Raw genomic sequence first — 19908 nt, 5'->3', positions numbered from 1 at the left:
CCGACCGGAACCGCCGCCGTCGAGCCTGCTTCCGGCGACTACCACGCCGGCGCGTCGTTGGCCGGTCCGGATTCCCCCGCGGAGATGCCCGCCGTCGACCGGCACCCGCCCACAGGTGCCATGTCCGCCGAACGCCTGGCCATGAAGGCGCTCGAAGCCCGGCTGCTGGGTGGTGAACGCAAGCTCCGCCGCCGTGAAGTTGCTGCCGGCGCGGGACTCTCACTGCTCTCTGCCCGCAAACTGTGGCGCGCCCTGGGGTTCCCGAACTTCGGCGATGAGGACGTGGCCTTCACCGAACGTGACCAGGCGGCCCTGTCCACGGTGGTGGACCTGGTCCGCGCCGGCAAGCTCACGGAGGAAGCCGCCATTTCGGTGACCCGCTCCATCGGCCAAATGACCGACCGCATGGTGGTCTGGCAGATCGAAGCGCTGGTGGAGGACATGGTCCACGAGCAGGGCGTCACGGATGCCGTGGCCCGCAAGCGCCTGGTCAACGAACTGCCCGCGCTGGTGGACGCGCTGGAGGAAGTGCTGGTCTACTCCTGGCGCCGCCAGCTCAACGCCGGGGTCCAGCGGCTCGCGGTCCGGGCCGAAGCCGGCCTGCAGGCCAGCGAAGAAGGCCGCGAAGGCGACGAGGATGACGCTCCGCTGCCCCTGGCCCGCGCCGTGGGGTTCGCTGACCTGGTCTCCTACACCAGCCTGTCCCGCCGGATGAACGAAAAGACGCTCGCCCGCCTGGTCCAGCGCTTCGAGAACAAGTGCGCCGAGATCATCTCCGTCGGCGGCGGCCGGCTGGTCAAGACGGTCGGCGATGAAGTCCTGTACATCGCCGAAACCCCGGCAGCCGGTGCCGAGATCTCCCTGGCGCTCGCCGAGGCCTTCACCGAGGACGAGATCCTCCCCGAAGCCCGGGTGGCCATGGTGTGGGGCAGGATCCTGTCCCGCCTGGGCGACATCTACGGTCCCACTGTCAATCTCGCAGCGCGCCTGACCACCCTTGCGGATCCGGGAACGGTGCTGGTGGACTCCATGACCGCCTCCGCCCTGGAGCACGACGAGCGGTTCGTCCTGATTCCCCAGGAGCCGGAAAACGTGCGCGGCTTCGGCGAGATCAATCCCGTCCGCCTCACGCGGGGCCGGGGCAAGGGCCTGGTCCTCGACTAGGAACCAGGTTTTGGCCGCCGCCAGGCCTGCTGAAAGAATTTGTCCATTTGTTGGCGTATAGCGGTATCGTTGTGGTCCCGGGGTCCCGTGACGCCGGCTGCAGGCAAAGGGCCTAGATCTACCGGGGGATTTTCACTCATGAAACGTCGCGGACAAACGCGCGCCCAAAGCCCTGTCTCCGGCACGCCCCGGTGGAGCCGCCTGGCGCGCTCCCGGTGGTTCTCCGGTACTGCGTTTGGTGCTGTGGTTGCTGTGGTGGTGACGGGTGCTGTGTTGTATCCGGGGTTTAAGACCACTGAGGTGGAGTTGAATGACGGTGGTGTGTGGGTTGTTTCGAAGTCCCGGAATGCTGTGGGGCGGTTGAATTATCCGTCGCGGGTGTTGGATGGTGCGGTGACGCCGGCGTCGACGACGTTTGATGTGTTGCAGCATGCCGGTGAGGTGTTTGTTGATGATGAGACCGGTTCGACGTTGAACCAGGTGTCGCCGGCGAATATGCGGTTGGGTGGGGATAAGCAGTTGCCGGGGGCGGCTGATGTGAGTTTTGGGGCGCGGACGATTTCGGTGACGGATGCTGTGTCGGGGAAGGTGTGGGCGGTGTCTCCGTCCACGGTGAATGGTTTTGATAAGGAAGCGTCCGAGCCGGTGATGGTTGGTTCGGCGGGTCTTGTGTCTGTGGTGGGTTCTGATGACCGGATTTATTCGGCGGATCCGAAGACCGGGGCTGTGACGGTGACGGGTGTTGACGCTGATGGTGGTGTGACGTCGTCGGAGTCCAGTACCTGGGATGGTCTTAAGGGTGCCGGGGATCTGCAGATGACCGTGGTGGGGGACCAGCCGGTGGTGTTGGATGCTGCTGCGGGGAACCTGTTCCTGCCTGGTGGTAAGCGGTTGGCGTTGGAGGATGCCCGGGATGCGAAGTTGCAGCAGCCTGGGCCGGGCAGTGATGTTGTGGCGGTGGCGACGCGGAAGGCGTTGTTGAAGCAGCCGTTGGATGGTGGGACGGCGAAGACGGTGGGGTTCGACGGCGAGGGGGTTCCTGCTGCGCCGGTGCAGTTGGGCGGGTGTGTGCATGCGGCGTGGTCGGGTGCGAACAAGTATGTCCGGGATTGCGTCAATGATGCTGATGATAAGAATGTTGCGGTGCCCAAGGCGAGTGCGTCGCCGTCGTATGTTTTCCGGGTGAACCGGGATCTGGTGGTCCTGAATGATGTGAACTCGGGGAATGTGTGGTTGGTCAACCAGAACATGCAGCTGGTGAACAACTGGGACGACGTCATCCCACCGCAGCAGACCTCGGACGACGCCGACAAGGACTCCGCCGACGAAGTCCAGCAGACCGTGCTGCCGGACCGCACCAAGCCCAACAGCGCCCCCGTGGCCAAACCTGACCAGTTCGGCATCCGCGCCGGGAAGACAACTATCCTGCCCGTCCTGGACAACGACTCCGACCCCGACGGCGACGTCCTCACCGTCCGTACCCCCGAAGGCGTGAAAACCGGCGCCGTCTCGCCCATCTACGGATCCACGGGCCTCCAGGTGGCCGTGCCCGCCGACAAGACCGGCAGCGAAACCTTCAAGTACACCGTGGACGACGGCCGCGGGCTGTCAGCGTCGGCGGACATCACCCTCAACATCATTCCGCCCGGCACCAACACCCCGCCGCGGCAAAAGCCCAACCGGAACACCACGCTGGTGGTCCAGTCAGGCAAAGCTGTCACCCAGAACATCCTTCCGGACTGGATTGATCCCGACGGCGATGACCTGTTCGCCGTCTCCGTGTCCAGCACCGACCCGCTGGACCAGGCCCGGATCCGCCCCGACGGTCAGCTGACCTTCCAGGACTCCGGCACCGCCCCGGGCCGGAAAGTCCTCACCGTCACAGTCTCGGACGGACAGTCCACCGCCGAAGGCAAGGTCACCGTGGACGTCAGGAGCCCCGGGGCCCTGCCGCCCATCGCCAACGCCGACCATGTGGTGGCCGTGGCCGGCACCGATACCGTCATCACCCCGCTCAAGAACGATTCGGACCCGCAGGGCGGGGCGCTGCGGCTGGCGCAGGCCACGCCGGATGCCGAGTCCACAGCTACCCTGAACCCGGACCAGCAGACGTTCACGTTCAATTCCCGGACCCTTGGCGCCCACTACGTCAGCTACCTGGTGACCAACGGCCCGGCCAGCGCCCAACAGCTGGTGCGCGTCGATGTGGTGCCGGGCACCGACCAGGGTGCGCCGGTCGCCGTCCGCGACACGGCGCTGCTTCCCACCGGCGGGGATGTCCTGGTGGACGTCCTTGGCAACGACTCGGATCCCTCCGGTGGAGTGCTGGTGGTGCAGTCCGTAACCGCCGACGCCGGCCTGCCGGTCAGCGTGGCAGTGCTGGACCACTCGGTGGTGAGGATCACCGACATCCGCGCCGAAGGCCAGCTGACGGTCCGGTATACCGTCTCCAACGGACGCTCGTCCGCCACCGGCGAGATCGCCGTGCTGATGGTTCCCGCTCCGGCCAAGCTCCAGGCGCCGCAGGCCAAGCCGGACGAGGCCACGGTCAGGGCGAACGACGTCGTCACCATCCCCGTCCTGGCCAACGACGCCGACCCCAACGGCTCCAAGCTCACCCTGCTGCCGGAACTCGCCCAGCAGCCTGACGCCGCCGACGGCCGCATGTTCGTGGCGGGCGACCAGCTGCGGTTCGTGGCCGGCCCCGAAGCGAAGACCGTGTACGCCATTTACAAGGTCCAAAACGAATCCGGGCAGGTGGACTCGCAACAGGTCACCATCCGCATCCGGGCCCGGGACGATGACCGCAACACGCGGCCCGAGCCCCGCAACCTGACCGCCCGCGTGGTGGCCGGGATGACCGTCAAGGTGCCCGTGCCCCTGGACGGCATCGACGCCGACGGCGACTCCGTCCAGCTCATCGGCATCGACAAGGCACCGGCCATGGGAACCGCCGTGGTACGCGACGGCTACCTCGAGTTCACGGCCGCCGGCGACGCCGCCGGCACTGACAGCTTCACCTACCGGGTCCGGGACAGGATCGGTGCCGAGAACACCGGAACCGTCATTGTGGGCATTGCCCCGCCGGAGGCCAACAACCAGAAGCCCATCGCGGTGGACGACGCCGTGGATGTCCGGCCCGGCCGCAAGGTGGCCGTGGAGGCGCTGGCCAACGATTCGGACCCCGACGGCGATCCGCTCAGCCTGGTTTCCGACGGGTTCGAGGCCAAGCCGGACCTGCAGGTCGAGGCTACGGACGGCGCCAAGATACTGTTCACTGCGCCCGGCACCGCCGGCAACGAAAGCATCAGCTACCGCATCCAGGACGACAAGAAGGCTTCCGCCAGCGCCGTGATCCGGGTGCGGATCAGCCCGGACGCCGAACTCAAGCGCCCCGTGGCCAAGGACGACCGGGTGACGGTGGCCGAAACCCTCGGCAAGACCGCTGTTGACGTCCCCGTCCTGAAAAACGACTCCGATGCCGACGGCGTGGCCTCCGAGCTGAAGATCAGCCTCCCCGACGGCAACCCGAACGCCCGGACCGGCGACTCGGGCAACGTGGTGGTGACCCTCACCCCTGAAGACCAGCTGATTCCCTACACGGTCACGGACGTCGACGGCCTCACCTCCACCGCCCTGATGTGGATTCCCGGCCAAGGCGCGCAGTATCCCACCCTCGCCAAGACCGACCCGGTTGAAGTCATGTCCGGCAAGGACGTCACCCTGGACCTGTCCGAATACGTCCGCGTCCGCAACGGCCGCACCGCGAGGATCACCGTGGCCGACTCCGTGCGCGTCCAGGGCGGATCACCGGAGGGCGTCATCCAGTCCGACGGCAAGGCCCTGCGCTACACCGCGAAACCGGACTACGTGGGCCCCGGCTCCATCACCTTCGAAGTGACGGACGGCTCCGGACCCGACGACGGCGACGGCCTGAAATCCACGCTGGTGATCATGACCAAGGTGATCCCGGACCCCAACGCCAACCATCCGCCCACCTTCAGCGGTACCTCCGTGGATGTTCCCAAGGCCGAACAGGCAACGGTGGACCTCGCCGGGCTGGCCAAGGACGTGGACGAACGGGACAAGGACAACCTCCGCTTCGAACTGGATGGGACCCTTCCCGCCGGATTCAACGCAAAGGTCGACGGCGCCACCCTCGCCATCACCGCTGACGGTTCCCTGGGCATCGGCGTCACCGGAAACATCCAGGTGAAGGTCACCGACGGCAGGTCTCCCGCCGTGAGTGCCACCATCACCGCACGCCACGTTGCCTCCAACCGGCCCCTGCCGGTGGCTAACGATGATGCGGTGGACAAGGCCAACGCCGGGAAGACCGAACAGGTCAACGTCCTGGCCAACGACTTCAACCCCTTCCCGGACACGCCCCTGCGGATCGTTGGCGCCACGGTGGAGACGGGCTCCGCAGCCGGTCAGCCGTCCGTGTCGGGAGACAGCATCACCGTTACCCCGGCTGACGGGTACAAGGGAGTCATGGTGGTCCGCTACACCGTGGCCGACAAGACAGGCGACCTGTCCCGCCAGGTGGACGGCCGCCTGCGGCTCACCGTCCGGGGCAAACCCGACGCACCGTCCGCCCCCAGCGCTACCGACGTCCGCAGCCGCACCGCCGTGCTCAAGTGGGCCCCGCCGTCGGACAATGGAGCGCCCATCACCGGGTACACCGTCCGCTCAAACAACGGCTTCGAACAGAAGTGCCCCACCACCACCTGCACATTGAGCGGGCTCACCAACAACGTAAAGTACGTTTTCACGGTGCTCGCCACCAACGAGGTGGGGGACTCGCAGGCTTCGCCGCAGTCCAACGAAATCCGCCCTGACGAAAAGCCGTCACCGCCTGAAGCCCCCACGGTGAAGGCCGGGGACAAGACGATGGCGGTCACCTGGCCCGCGGCGAAGACCGAGGGCTCACCGGTGAAGCACTACAACCTGGAAATTTCGCCGCCGCCGGCCAGCGGGGTGGCCGTGAAGAACGAGGTCGCCGGGCTGAACTACACCTGGACCGGCCTCACCAACGGCGTGAAGTACAAGGTGCGTGCGCAGGCCGTCAACGAGCTTGGCGCCTCCGACTGGGGGACGTATTCTGCGGAGGACAATCCCGCCGGTGTCCCGGCGGCACCTGCAGCACCTTCGTCCGCCGTCGCATCATCCGTGGGGACCCAGAACCAGCTTCGGGTCACGTGGGCCGAACCCAACACCAACGGCGATCCGATCAGCACCTATTACGTCACCATGAGCGGTGGCAACGCCCCCGCCCAGACGCAGACCGTCCCCGGCAACGTCCGCACGGCGAACTTCACTGCCAACAACTCCGAGGCCGCCTACACGTTCACGGTGCAGGCTGAGAACAAGGCCGGCAAAGGCGCGGTCAGCCCGCCCTCCGCGCCCCGCCGCGCCACCGGCAAGCTCGCAACGGTCTCCGGCGTCACGGCCACGCCGGCGAACACCGGCGGAGCAGGACGCGCCGTGACCGTGGACTTCCGCAAACTGACCGCGGCGGAACGCAACGGTTCTGCCGAAAACGAGGTCAGCTACAGCTACAACGCCAGCAACGGCGCCCGCGGCCCCATCACGCCCGGCCAGACCATCGGCGGCTTTACCAACGGCAGCGCGGTCAGCATCACCGTCGTCGCCAACTCCACGGTGGCGCCCAGTTCGGACGCCAGCACCCCTGCCACCACCACACCGTACGGATCCCCGGGCACCCCCTCCGCGTCCGGCCAAAACGGCGGCGTGAACCAAAAGTCCGCCACCCTGAACTGGTCATCCCCGTCCACCAGCACCAATGACGTGGCGCAAACCAGGATCAGCATCAACAACGGCGGCTGGGAAAACGTTGCCCCCTCCGGCAGCAGGACGGTCAACACGGCAAACTTCGGTGACACCGTCACCATTGCGGTCCAGACCTTTAACTCCGTCGGCACCGGCAGCGCGGTGGTCACGGCCAGCGCCACTGCCGGCAAGCAGGGACTGTGGGAAACCCGGATCAAGACCTCCGACCCCAACTTCGTCAGGAGTTGCACCTTCACCCTGGGCGGCTCGAACTACCGGCCCAGTCCCTACTTCGACTGTGACGGCGTCAACGCGGACAGCCCGCCCTGGTTCTACAAGGCGGACCAGGACCGCATCATGGTGGCGTGCTACATCGACCAGAGCGACAACTGGTCCGGCAACGGAATCGTCCGCTGGTGGCGGGTTGAATCCGGTTCCGCGCGCAACGTTGGCCGGTACGTCATCGCCGGCCACACCACGCTTGCGGATCCCGCCGGCCTGGGGGCCCCACATTGCTGACAGGCAGGGCCCGGGTGGGCGGGCAGTTGTCCCCATCGCGGGGGTTGCGGCGGTTCGGTAGGCTTGCCGCGGGGAAAGAAAGCCTGCTGCCTGTCCTGCGACCGGGCCGCCATCTGGCTACACAATCTGAGGGAAAAGTAACGCTGTGACAACTCTGCTGGGGAAGCTTGGGCTGAAAAAGCGACATAGGAAGCTCGTCACTGGTACTGCGTTTGGTGCTGTGGTTGCTGTGGTGGTGACGGGTGCTGTGTTGTATCCGGGGTTCAAGACCACTGAGGTGGAGTTGAATGACGGTGGTGTGTGGGTTGTTTCGAAGTCCCGGAATGCTGTGGGGCGGTTGAATTATCCGTCGCGGGTGTTGGATGGTGCGGTGACGCCGGCGTCGACGACGTTTGATGTGTTGCAGCATGCCGGTGAGGTGTTTGTTGATGATGAGACCGGTTCGACGTTGAACCAGGTGTCGCCGGCGAATATGCGGTTGGGTGGGGATAAGCAGTTGCCGGGGGCGGCTGATGTGAGTTTTGGGGCGCGGACGATTTCGGTGACGGATGCTGTGTCGGGGAAGGTGTGGGCGGTGTCTCCGTCCACGGTGAATGGTTTTGATAAGGAAGCGTCCGAGCCGGTGATGGTTGGTTCGGCGGGTCTTGTGTCTGTGGTGGGTTCTGATGACCGGATTTATTCGGCGGATCCGAAGACCGGGGCTGTGACGGTGACGGGTGTTGACGCTGATGGTGGTGTGACGTCGTCGGAGTCCAGTACCTGGGATGGTCTTAAGGGTGCCGGGGATCTGCAGATGACCGTGGTGGGGGACCAGCCGGTGGTGTTGGATGCTGCTGCGGGGAACCTGTTCCTGCCTGGTGGTAAGCGGTTGGCGTTGGAGGATGCCCGGGATGCGAAGTTGCAGCAGCCTGGGCCGGGCAGTGATGTTGTGGCGGTGGCGACGCGGAAGGCGTTGTTGAAGCAGCCGTTGGATGGTGGGACGGCGAAGACGGTGGGGTTCGACGGCGAGGGGGTTCCGGCTGCTCCGGTGCAGTTGGGCGGGTGTGTGCATGCGGCGTGGTCGGGTGCGAACAAGTATGTCCGGGATTGCGTCAATGATGCTGATGATAAGAATGTTGCGGTGCCGAAGGCGAGTGCGTCGCCGTCGTATGTTTTCCGGGTGAACCGGGACCTGGTGGTCCTGAATGATGTGAACTCGGGGAATGTGTGGTTGGTCAACCAGAACATGCAGCTGGTGAACAACTGGGACGACGTCATCCCACCCAAGAACCAGTCCGACGACCAGGACCAGGAGTCGGCGGACAACAACACCATCAACATCCTGCCGGACCGCACCAAACCCAACCGTCCGCCCGAAACCAAGCCCGACGCCGTCGGAGTCCGCCCGGGCCGCACCACCATCCTGCCCGTCCTGGACAACGACTCCGACCCCGACGGCGACGTCCTCACCGCAGCGGTGGGGGACGCCGGACCCAAATCGGGAACGCTGGAAAGCATCTACGGCGGCACCGCCTTCCAGATCACCGTCCCCGCAGACGCCAAGCCGGGCACCGAGACCTTCAACTACAGTGCCTCGGACGGCCGCGGCCTGTCCGCCACGGGCCAGGTCACGCTCAGCGTGGTGGGACCCGACGAAAACAAGCCGCCCAAGTTCAAGCGCGGCGAAGACACCACCATGCTGGTGGAACAGGGCAAGACCGTCAGCCAGAACATCCTCACCGACTGGATCGATCCCGACGGCGACGACCTGGTCCTGCTGGACGCCAAGGCCGACAACGACCAGGACCAGGTGAAGGTCCGGCGCGACGGGCTGCTTACCTTCCAGGATTCCGGCGCCACCGCCGGCAAGAAGAACGTCCAGGTCACCATCTGGGACGGCCGCGCCACCGTCACGGGGAAGGTGGTGGTTAATGTCCAGCCGCCCGGAGCCCTGGCACCCGTGGTCAACGCTGACCACGTCACCGCCGTGGTGGGCCAGGACCTGGTCATTTCCCCGTTGAAGAACGACGTCGACCCCAACGGAGGTGCCCTCCGCCTGGCCCAGGTGGAAGCCAACGGCCCGGCCGAACTTGGCCCCGTCACCGACGGCGGCACCTTCACGTTCCGCAGCAGCACCCCCGGCCCCGTCTACCTGACCTATATCGCCAGCAACGGCCCCCAAAGCAGCCAGGGCCTCATCCGGGTGGATGTGGAATCCGGCAACGACGGCGGCGACCCCGTGGCAGTCCATGACGTTGCCCTGATGCCCACCGGCGGCAGCGTGCTGCTGGACCCCTTGGCCAATGACTCCGACCCATCCGGCGGTGTCCTGGTGCTGCAGTCCGTGAAGCTCCCGGACAATGCGACGGTGTCCGTCAGCGTGATCAACCACAGCGTCCTGCGCATCACGGACATCCTGGGGACCAAGGACCCCATCCTGTTCGAATACACCATGTCCAACGGAAAGAAGTCGGCCACCGGCTCAGTCTCCGTGGTGCCGGTCCCGGCACCGGCCGTGGTGGAAGCACCCCAGCCCAAGCCGGACGAGGTGAATGTCCGCGTCAATGACGTGGTCACCATCCCCGTCCTGGACAACGACACCCACCCGCAGGGGCAGGAACTGACCGTGGACCCGGTCCTGCCGCAGGCGGTTGATCCTGCCGACGGCAAGAGCTTCGTCTCCGAGAACACGCTCCGGTTCATTGCGGGCAGCCAGCCCAAGACCGTGCGCGCCATCTACAACGCGGTGGATCCGCAAGGCCAGAAGAGCGCCGCCGCCGTGACCATCCACATCCTTCCGCTCGAAGGCGCGGAGAACTCCCGGCCGCAGCCGCGGAACCTCACCGCCCGGGTGGTGGCTGCCGGTACCGTCCGCATTCCGGTTCCCCTGGACGGCATCGATCCGGACGGCGACTCCGTGCAGCTGACCGGCATCGACAGCACCCCCGCCATGGGAACCGCCACCGTCGGCAGCAACTTCATCGACTTCACTGCTGCCGGGGACGGCGCCGGCACCGACACGTTCCGCTACAAGGTGGTGGACCGCCAGGGCGCCGTGAACACGGGAACCGTCACGGTGGGTATCGCACCCCGCGGTGACATGAACCAAAAGCCCACCCCCGTGGACGATGAGGTCAGGGTGCGCCCGGGCCGCCAGATCGCCGTCGATGCCCTCGCCAACGACACCGATCCCGACGGCGACCGCATCCGCATCCTGACCGACGGCATCGAGGCCGACCCGGCCCTGCAGGCCACCGTCAGCAAGAACAGCGGCCGCATCATCCTCCTGGCCCCCAACGAGGCCGGAACCGTCAACGTGCGCTACACCATCGCGGACGACCGGGACGCCACCGCCCAGGCCACCATCCGCCTGGTGGTCGACAACGACGTGCCGCTGAAGGCGCCGATCGCCCGTGACGACAGGGTGACGTCCGCCCAGGCCATGGGGAAGACCGCCGTAGACGTTCCGGTCCTCAAGAACGACGAGGATCCCGACGGCGTCGGCGAGAACCTGAAGATCAGCACGGACGCCACCACGGCCCGGCCCGGCGGCAACGGCAACGTCCTGGTGGACCTCACCGAGCAGCCACAGCTCATCCCGTACACCGTGGAAGACGTGGACGGCCAGCAGTCCACAGCCATCATCTGGGTGCCGGGCCTGGGCCAGCAGGTTCCCACCCTGGCCAAGGACGAAGTCATCGATGTGGTTGCCGGCCAGTCCGTCGACGTCGACCTGAAGGAATGGGTCAAGGTCCGGGAGGGACGCTCACCCCGGCTGACCCAGGCGGACCGGATCAAGCTCATCGGTGCCGACGGCGGCGATCCGGTGACGCGCGACGGCACCGGCCTGAAATACACGGCAGGTGCGGATTATGTGGGCCCCGGTTCACTGACCTTCGAGGTGACCGACGGAACCGGACCGGACGATCCTGCCGGACTCAAGTCCACCCTCAGCATCCGCACCAAGGTCCTCCCGGACCCGAACAAGAACAACCCGCCGGAACTGCTGGGCGCCAACGTGGATGTTCCCAAGGGCGACTCGGCCACCACGGACCTCGGCAAGCTCACCTCCGATCCGGACCAGGACGACGTCGAGAAGATGAAGTACGAAGTGGTGGGCGATTCCCCGGGCGGGTTCAACGCACGCATCGACGGCAAGACGCTGAAGGTGTCGGCGGCCGATTCCACGGCAACCGGAACCCGCGCCGCCGTGCAGGTCAAGGCAACCGACCCCCGCGGGCTCCAGGCCACGGCCACGTACCAGCTTGCCGTGACCGCCTCCAACCGGCCCAAGCCGGTGGCGAACGACGACGTGCAGGACAACGCCGCCGCCGGCAAGCCGGTGACCATCAATGTGCTGGCCAACGACGCCAACCCGTTCCCGGAAACACCGCTGAAGATCATTGCCGCGAACACCGAAACGGGCAGCGGCAATGTGGGCGTCAACGGTGACTCTGTGACCGTCACGCCGGCGCCCGGTTTCACCGGAACCATGGTGGTGGCGTACACGGTGGAAGACAAGACACAGGACAGCTCCAGGCATGCCACCGCGCGTGTCCGGCTGACCGTCAAGGACAAGCCTGCAGCGCCCACCACGCCGCAGGCGCAAAGCGTGGGCGACCAGACCGCACTGCTCACCTGGTCCGCGCCGGCCGACCGGGGCTCCGCCATCACCAAGTACACCGTCTACGGTGAGGGCGGGTTCCGGCAGGAGTGCCCGGCCAACACCTGCACCCTGAACGGCCTGACCAACAACACCACCTACCACTTCCAGGTGACGGCCACCAACGAGTTCGGCGATTCCGACCGCTCGCCGGCGTCCGCCGATGTCCGCCCGGACGTCAAACCGGATACGCCGCTGGCGCCGTCGCTGAAGTTCGGCGACAAGCAGCTGACGGTGAACTGGACTGCCCCGGCGAGCAAGGGCTCGCCGGTGAAGTCCTACGACCTGGAAATCTCGCCGGCTCCGGCCGGGCAGAACGCCCAGATCCAGGGACTGACGTCAGTCAGCTACGTCTGGAAGGGCCTCCAGAACGGCGTCTCCTACAAGGTCCGGGTCCTGGCCCGCAACGATGCCAAGGACCCCTCCGAGTGGAGCCCGTATTCGGCGGCCGAGGTGCCGGCCGGCGTCCCCGCCACTCCGGCGGCGCCGAGCGTGGCACAGGCGACGCCGGTGGGTTCGCAGAGCCAGCTGAGGGTGGTTTGGGCCGCGCCCAACAACAACGGTGACGCGGTCTCGGCCTACACCCTGACCACGCTCCGGGGCGGTGCCGCGGTCTCCAGCCAGCAGGTGTCCGGCACGTCGCAGAACGTCACCGTGGATAACTCGGAAACGAACTACACGTTTACGGTCTCGGCAACCAACAAGGCCGGAACGGGCGGCACGAGCGCGCAGTCCGCCGCAATCCGGGCAGCAGGCAAACCTGGCACTGTCAACGCTGGAACCGTCAAAGAGAACGGGACCAGCGGTCAGCTCGACGTTACGTTCACGCCCCTGACGGATGCGCAGCGCAACGGCTCCACGGCGTCCGAGATTGCCTACTCATACAACGCAGACGGAAAGACAGGTGCCATCAAGGCCGGGGGAGGAACCATCGGTGGCATGACCAATGGTCGGGACATCACCGTGACCATCATTGCCACGTCCACCAAGAACAATATGTCCGGTGACGCCAAGGCCATCGGCACCGGGAACCCCTACGGTCCTGCCAATGCCCCCAGCATCAACGGCGGCACCTCGGCGAAGGGCGATGGCCAGGTGCACTGGACCTGGAATGACCCGGCGACGAACGGCAGGCCCCTTAGCTACTACGAGGTGAGCATGGATGGTGGCGGCTGGCAGAACGTCGGCAAGGCGAACAAGTTCGATACCGGAGCCGGCGGGTGGAGCACGAGCCACAAACTGCGGGTCCGCGCCTACACCGTCACCAACGGGGCAATCGGCGGACCGGTGACCTCTACCTCCGGTCCGGATAACACCCCACCCCCGCCCACGGACTGGTACGTCACGGCAAGCCCGGTGCGCAGCTGCACGGAGCCCCGCCAGGGGACGGACAGCTACATTGCCGGCAATCCGTCCCAGTGCACCGGTGCCGGCAAGTGGCTCGATGCCGGTGCCCCATCCACGGCGGACCGCTACCAGGTCTGGTACAAGACCTCCAACAACCCCAGCGGCATCTGGTACCACCTGAATTCGGGGATGGCGTCGGGCAACTGGCTCCGCTGCGACACCTCCAATGTGGGCTGCAACCCGCCGAACGGCATGCCAAACCGCTAGCAATCTCCGGAAGCACAACTGTGGGCCCGGCTACCCGGGGCTCACAGAAGATTCGATCCATCAGAAGGAAGCACATCTCATGACCATGACCATTGAGCAGGCCGAGTGGTTTGCTGGCACGTTCGAAAAGCTGGTTGCCAACGTGGGCCAGGCGGTGCTGGGCAAGGAACACGTCATCCGGCTGACCTTCACCGCCATGCTGGCCGAGGGCCACGTCCTGTTCGAGGACGCCCCGGGTACGGGCAAAACCTCCCTTGCCCGCGCGCTGGCTGCCACCGTGCAGGGCTCCAACAACCGCATCCAGTTCACCCCGGACCTGCTACCCTCCGACGTCACCGGTGTGACCATCTACGACCAGAAGACGCAGAAGTTCGAGTTCCACAAGGGCCCGATCTTCAACAACATCGTCCTGGCCGACGAAATCAACCGTGCCTCGCCCAAGACCCAGTCGGCGCTGCTGGAGGTCATGGAGGAATCCCGCGTGACCGTGGACGGCGTCACGTACTCGGCAGGGCGGCCCTTCATGGTGATGGCCACCCAGAACCCGATCGAGCAGGCAGGTACCTACCGCCTTCCCGAGGCGCAGCTTGACCGCTTCCTGATCAAGACCTCCATCGGCTACCCGGACCACGCGTCCACGGTCCGGCTCCTGGGCGGCAGCAACCTGAAGGACCGCTCCAAGGAACTCTCCGCCGTCATCACCACCCAGGCAGTGGCGGACATGGCAGATCTCGCCGCAACAGCCCACGTGGACACTGCCGTGCTGGAATACATCTCCAGGCTGTGCGAGGAAACCCGCAACGCCCCGGAAACGCGCCTTGGGGTGTCAGTGCGTGGTGCCCTGGCCATGGTGCGGGCCGCCAAGGTCTGGGCCGCCGCGCAGGGCCGGAATTTCGTTCTGCCGGACGACATCAAGGAACTGGCCTCCGTGGTGTGGACCCACCGGTTCGTGATGGACCCCGAAGCAGAGTTCTCCGGCGCCACCGCTGAGGCCGTGCTGACCCGGATCCTGGCCGACGTCGCCGCCCCGCAGCAGCGCACCAACGCCTGATCCGCCCGGCTGCGGCCGACCGCCGCAGCCACCGTCATCCCATTCCAGCGCAACAACGAAGGCACACCCCTATGTCCGACGGCACGTCCAGCGGTACCCCGTTGACCCGGCTCGCGGAGCGTTTCCAGCACCTCTTCCACCGGAACGGCCGCCCCACCCGGCTGCACCCTGCCGCGGTGTGGTCCGAGGCCAGCAGTACCGCACTCCAGGCCCTGACGCCCGCATGGCGGTCCGTCCGGGACACCTGGCTGAAGTACGCGTGGCCGGTGCTTTCCGTGGTCAGCATCCTGGGCTGGTCCGTCCTCGCCGCCGCGATCCTGCTCTGGACCACAGGACAGGCATTCGGCTGGCAGGAAGCCACGGCGGCGGCCATAGCCGCCTTCGCCATGTTCGTCATCGCAGTGGCCTTCATCCTGGGCCGGTCCTCGTACGGGGTGGTCCTGGACCTGGCCCGCACCCGGGTGGCGGTGGGGGACAGCGCCGTCGGCAGCATCGCGGTCTCCAACACCTCGGCGCGTCCCCTCCTGCCGGCCGCGCTGGAACTCCCGGTGGGCAGCACCACCGCCGTGTTCCACCTGCCCCGGATGAAGCCCGGCCAGGTGCACGAAGACCTGTTCACCATCCCCACCGCGCGCCGCGCCGTCATCGTGGTGGGACCGGTCCGCTCCGTGCGGGCGGACCCGCTGCACCTGCTGCGCCGCCAGGTCCTCTGGACTGAGCCGGAGGACCTCTTCGTCCACCCGCGGACCGTGGCCCTGGCCGGCTCCGCCGCAGGCTTCATCCGCGACCTCGAGGGCATGCCCACCACGGACCTCTCCAGCGCCGACGTCTCCTTCCACGCCCTGCGCGACTACGTGCCGGGCGATGACCGCAGGCACATCCACTGGAAGACCACCGCCCGCACCAACAAGCTGATGGTGCGCCAGTTCGAGGAAACGCGCCGCGCCCACCTGGCCATTTCGCTGTCCATCAACACCGAGGAATACGCTTCCGAGACCGAATTCGAGATGGCCATCTCCGTGGCTGCCTCCATCGGCCGGCAGGCCATCCGCGAACAGCGTGAACTGGATGTCCTGACCCAGAAGGGCCCCCTGCGCTGCGAAACCGGCCGCAACATGCTGGACGACATGACCCGGATCGTCGGCGCCCCCATGCGCCGCACCGCCGTCGACCTCGCCCGGACCCTGGCTGACACCGTGCCCAACGCCTCCGTCGTCTTCTTCGTGGTGGGCAGCAACGTCACGGCAACCCAGCTTCGCTCCGCCGCCGCCTCCGTGCCGCCCGGTGTGCGCAGCCTGGCCGTCAGGGTGGAAGCCGGCGCCGCCCCCACCCGGGCCAACATCGCAGACCTTACTGTCCTGACCCTCGGCGACCTGGCCGACCTTGCCATCGTGCTGAGAAAGGCGGCACCATGAGCACCGCACCGGGCCGATCCCGACAAACCCCTGCCCCGCAGACCCGCAGCCGCCGCAAGGTGGCCAACCAGGAGTCGGCGTTCGCGGACGGCCAGCCGCTATGGCACTTCCTGCTCGACGCCGGAGCCCTGGTGGTCCTGCTGGGCCTGGGACTGCTCGGCTTCGGCCTGAGCTTCGGCGGGGACCCGTACTACCTGCTGTCGGGTTTCGGCGGCATCATCCTGGGCCTGGCCATCGGTGCGGTCAACGCCCACCTGCGCCTGGGCCTGCTCATCACCACCGCACTGGCCCTTGCCGCGTACCTGCTCTTTGGCACCTGGCTGGCGGTCCCTGATGCTGCCATCGCCGGCTTCGTCCCCACCCTGGATTCGCTGCGGACCCTGCTCCTCGGCGTCGTCTTCGCCTGGAAGGACATGCTCACGGTGGGCGTGCCCGTGGGAACTGCCGGCGGCGTGCTCATTGTCCCCTTCCTGAGCTCCCTGATCACGGCGCTCGTCGCGGCGCTGCTGACATGGCGCACCAAAAGCCCCTACCTGCCCCTCCTGCCCGTGCTGGTCCTGTTCGTCACGGGCATCGCCTTCAGCACCAACGCGGCGTTCCTGACCCTGGAACGCGGCATCGGCCTGACCGTGCTGGGCATCGCGTGGGCCACGTTCCGCCGGGACGCGCTCCGGCGGAACAACACCCGGCGGGTGTCCGTGAACAACCCGCAGACGGATACCGCCGCCGCACGGCGTGCCCGGATCCGCCGGCTGGGCATGGCTGCGGGAGTCATTGCCGCCAGCGTGGGAGTCACCGCAGTGGCCGTACCGCTGGTCAGCGCAGGAGAGGACCGGAAAGTCCTCCGCAACGTGGTGGTGCCCCCGTTCGACCCCAAGGACTACATCACGCCCCTGGCAAGCTTCCGGACATACGTGAAGGACAAGAAGGACGACACCCTGTTCGTGGTCAAGGGCCTCCCGAGGGACGGCCGGGTCCGGCTCGGCGCCCTGGATGCCTTCAACGGGACTAACTACAACATGGACCCCAATGGCTCCGGAAACTTCAGCAAGGTGGGCGATGCGAAATCCATCAACACCCTCGCCGACTCATCCGGTGTGGTGCCCACCAACGACTACTCGATCAGCATCAACATCGAGGACTACCAGGGCTACTTTGTCCCCGGCGGACGAAAGACCACCGGCATCAGCTTTGACCAGTCCGGCTCCGCCGCCGCTGCGGGCCTCTACTTCAACCCCGGCTCCGACACCGCGGTGACCACCAGCGGGCTGTCCCGCGGCGACTCCTACAGCGTCCAGGTTTCCGATCCCGTCAAGCTCGAGCACGGGCAGTTGACGCAGTACGACTTCGCAAAGATTTCCCTCCCGGATGCACTGGAGGTGCCGCCGGTGGTGGGCTCCCAGGCCAACGACCTGTCCGCCGATGCGCCAACCGCCATCGACCGGGTGCGCCAGATCGAAGCCCACTTCCAAAAAACCGGGGCGTTCAGCAACGGTTTGGTCAGTGAAGGCCAGCTGCCCAGCGTCTCCGGTCACGGCTCGGCCCGCATCCGCAGCCTGCTGACGGCCAAGCAGATGCTGGGTGACGATGAGCAGTACGCGGTGGCCATATCCCTGATGCTCCGCCACCTGGCCATCCCGTCCCGCGTGGTGATGGGTTTCTACCCTGAGCCGACCAGCCCGGAGAACGGTGCAGGCGAGGTGAAGATCACCGGCAAGGATGTCCACGCCTGGGTTGAGGTCGCCTTTGAACGGGTTGGCTGGGTCAGCTTCGATCCCACCCCGCCCAAGGACAACATCCCCATCCCGCCTGACCCCGAGAACAAGTCCAAGCCCAAGCCACAGGTGCTGCAGCCGCCGCCCCCGCCGCAGGAGCCGGCAGACCTGCCGCCGGACTCCTCACCGGACGCGCTGGATGCCGACCAGAAGAAGAACAACCCGTGGCTGTTCTGGGGTGCCCTCCTGGGTGCACTGGGCGTCGTCGCGATCCCGCTGGTGATCCTGGCCCTGCCGCTGCTGCTGATCGCCCTCTTGAAGACACGACGGCGGAAGTCGCGTTTCCGCGATGGGCACCCCGCCCAGCGCGTGGGCGGAGGATGGAACGAGGTGGTGAGCCTTGCGACAGACCTGGGCGCCGCCGTCGACACCCGCGCGACGCGGCGGGAGAGTGCTGCCGTCCTGGCCGAAGCGTTCCCAGCCACCCAGGGAACCACCACCATGCTGGCGCGCCGGGCGGACGCCTCGATCTTCGGAGCGGGGGAGCCCACCGAGGAGGAAGTCCGAGAGTACTGGACCATCGTTGACGGGTCCCTCAAGGAGATGACCTCCTCCATCGGATTCTGGCGGCGCCAGCAGGCACGGTTCTCGCCGCGGTCGCTCCTTGCCGACGCCAGGACCGCGATGAACTCCGGCCAGGGCCTCAAGCTGCGCGGCGGACGCGTGGCGCTGCCGGCGGTGGGCGGAATCCTGGCTGCGCGCCGCCGCCGGAATGCCGGCGGGAACCCTGCCACGGGCCGGGCGGAATCGCCCAACGCACCTTCATCGCCCCGGCCGGATGCGCCGGCCCGGGACACGAACGAGCCAGACCAGCAAGGACCCCACCAGCAGTGATGCCCGACGCCGAACGCTGCCCGCGCTGCCAACAGCAGATCCGCGCGGGAGCCACCTTCTGCACCGCCTGCGGCGCGCCGCTGCCCAACCGGGCGGCGCGCCGCACCCGCACCCCGGACCCGCTGGAGCACCAGGACAGGAGTGACGCCAGGGAAGCGCGCCCCACGCACGCGCCCGGGATTCCCGGTACTATCCCGGTAGTAGAAAGGCCCCCGGCAGGTCAGCCGGCGGGCACAGCACATACGGGCAACGCGCGCAGGGGCACCCTGCATACGGGCACCGGGCCGGGCACAACCGGCGGTTCCACAAGGGTGGAAGCCGCTCCAGGGGGAGGAACGGGAATGGCAGTGAACCTTCAGCTTGTTCCGGCTGCGGCGGGCAAGCGGCTTGGCGCTGCCGTCATCGACTGGCTGCCCGGGGTGGCAGTGCTGGTGGTGACGTTCGCCATCGGATTTGCCGGGATCACCCGCACCAGGAGCGGAGGGTTCATCGTGTACGACACCTCTTCCCTGGTGCTGTTCGGCGGACTCGGCCTGGGCCTCACCCTGGCCTACCTGTTCGTCGTGCTCGGTCTGGAAGCCCGCAGCGGCAAAACGCCCGGCAACCTGGCCATGGGCATCCGCAGCGCGGACCAGGACGGCTACGCACCCGGCGCGGGCGCTGTGTTCCTGCGCGGCCTCATCACCGGGGCGGGCATCCTCCTGGCCCTGCTGGCGGCAGTGCTGGTAGTGGTCTTCAAATGGTTCGACGCCGCCCTGTTCATCCTCGGCCCGCTGCTCCTGGTGGGTGCTGCCTGGGCTGTGCTGGTGGTGGTTTCCAACCGTTGGGACAAGAACGGCGGCCTCCGGGGCTGGAATGACACCGCTGCCAAGACCCTGGTGTTCGACGTCAAGGCAGGCAGGGACCCCATCACCACCGGCGGCATCCAGGGTCCCTACAGCTTCGCGCCCCTGGACCTCCCGCCCGTGCAGCAGGTGCTCTCCCCGGTGGCCGGCGCCAAATCGCCGCAAACCGCCGCACCCCAAGCCGCCGCACCCCAAACCCCTGGCTCCCAGCCACCTGCTCCGGTACTGCAAACTCCTGCACCTGCTGTCCCGGCCC

9 protein-coding genes are annotated in these 19908 nt (G+C 66.9%); 7 read left to right on the top strand and 2 right to left on the bottom strand.

Translation table 11 applies throughout. The annotated features are described in order from the left end of the window. The first annotated feature begins 84 nt into the window (after positions 1–84). Positions 85–1164 carry an adenylate/guanylate cyclase domain-containing protein gene (locus BACI349Y_RS13010; RefSeq protein ID WP_236561043.1) on the top strand — a complete coding sequence of 360 codons (1080 nt, stop codon included), beginning with the start codon at positions 85–87 and terminating at the stop codon, positions 1162–1164. Positions 1165–1529: 365 nt separating this feature from the next. Here the strand turns inward: BACI349Y_RS13010 and BACI349Y_RS20315 are convergent, their stop codons facing one another. Further along, positions 1530–1775 (bottom strand): hypothetical protein, encoded by a 246-nt coding sequence (locus BACI349Y_RS20315; RefSeq protein ID WP_236560829.1) that lies wholly within the window; start codon positions 1773–1775, stop codon positions 1530–1532. 37 nt (positions 1776–1812) lie between these two features. Here BACI349Y_RS20315 and BACI349Y_RS13005 point away from each other — a divergent pair, with 37 nt between their 5' ends. Then, on the top strand, positions 1813–7476 hold the full coding sequence (locus tag BACI349Y_RS13005; RefSeq protein WP_236561041.1) for an Ig-like domain-containing protein: 5664 nt from the start codon (positions 1813–1815) through the stop codon (positions 7474–7476). Positions 7477–7818: 342 nt separating this feature from the next. On the opposite strand, the gene BACI349Y_RS20310 is transcribed toward BACI349Y_RS13005, so the two are convergent. After that, the gene (locus BACI349Y_RS20310) at positions 7819–8064 is read right to left on the bottom strand and encodes a hypothetical protein (RefSeq protein WP_236560829.1); all 246 of its coding nucleotides are present in this window, start codon (positions 8062–8064) and stop codon (positions 7819–7821) included. Here BACI349Y_RS20310 and BACI349Y_RS13000 point away from each other — a divergent pair. The 5 genes from BACI349Y_RS13000 to BACI349Y_RS12980 all read left to right on the top strand — a co-directional run. After that, on the top strand, positions 8051–13732 hold the full coding sequence (locus tag BACI349Y_RS13000; protein ID WP_236560827.1) for an Ig-like domain-containing protein: 5682 nt from the start codon (positions 8051–8053) through the stop codon (positions 13730–13732). The genes BACI349Y_RS20310 and BACI349Y_RS13000 overlap by 14 nt on opposite strands. Positions 13733–13811: 79 nt before the next feature. Continuing rightward, positions 13812–14783: an AAA family ATPase gene (locus BACI349Y_RS12995; RefSeq protein ID WP_159632448.1), complete on the top strand. Its 972-nt coding sequence runs from the start codon at positions 13812–13814 to the stop codon at positions 14781–14783. A 71-nt stretch (positions 14784–14854) separates the two neighbouring features. Beyond that, on the top strand, positions 14855–16198 hold the full coding sequence (locus BACI349Y_RS12990; protein WP_159632447.1) for a DUF58 domain-containing protein: 1344 nt from the start codon (positions 14855–14857) through the stop codon (positions 16196–16198). Beyond that, positions 16195–18807 carry a transglutaminase-like domain-containing protein gene (locus tag BACI349Y_RS12985; RefSeq protein ID WP_159632446.1) on the top strand — a complete coding sequence of 871 codons (2613 nt, stop codon included), beginning with the start codon at positions 16195–16197 and terminating at the stop codon, positions 18805–18807. Before BACI349Y_RS12990 ends, BACI349Y_RS12985 begins: the two co-directional genes overlap by 4 nt. Beyond that, the coding region (locus tag BACI349Y_RS12980) for an RDD family protein (protein WP_159632445.1) at positions 18807–19908 on the top strand (1102 nt) is incomplete at its 3' end. The genes BACI349Y_RS12985 and BACI349Y_RS12980, both read left to right, overlap by 1 nt.

The organism is Arthrobacter sp. 8AJ (assembly GCF_902506025.1).
Taxonomy (GTDB): Bacteria; Actinomycetota; Actinomycetes; order Actinomycetales; family Micrococcaceae; genus Arthrobacter.
Note: the sequence above shows the minus strand (reverse complement) of the source record. Positions and strands in the feature narration are given on the sequence as shown.

Excerpts from the sequence above, each read along its gene's own strand:
- BACI349Y_RS13010 (WP_236561043.1), top strand. The coding sequence starts at position 85 with ATGCCCGCCGTCGACCGGCACCCGCCCACAGGTGCCATGTCCGCCGAA.
- BACI349Y_RS13005 (WP_236561041.1), top strand. The coding sequence starts at position 1,813 with ATGGTTGGTTCGGCGGGTCTTGTGTCTGTGGTGGGTTCTGATGACCGG.
- BACI349Y_RS12995 (WP_159632448.1), top strand. The coding sequence starts at position 13,812 with ATGACCATGACCATTGAGCAGGCCGAGTGGTTTGCTGGCACGTTCGAA.
- BACI349Y_RS12990 (WP_159632447.1), top strand. The coding sequence starts at position 14,855 with ATGTCCGACGGCACGTCCAGCGGTACCCCGTTGACCCGGCTCGCGGAG.
- BACI349Y_RS12985 (WP_159632446.1), top strand. The coding sequence starts at position 16,195 with ATGAGCACCGCACCGGGCCGATCCCGACAAACCCCTGCCCCGCAGACC.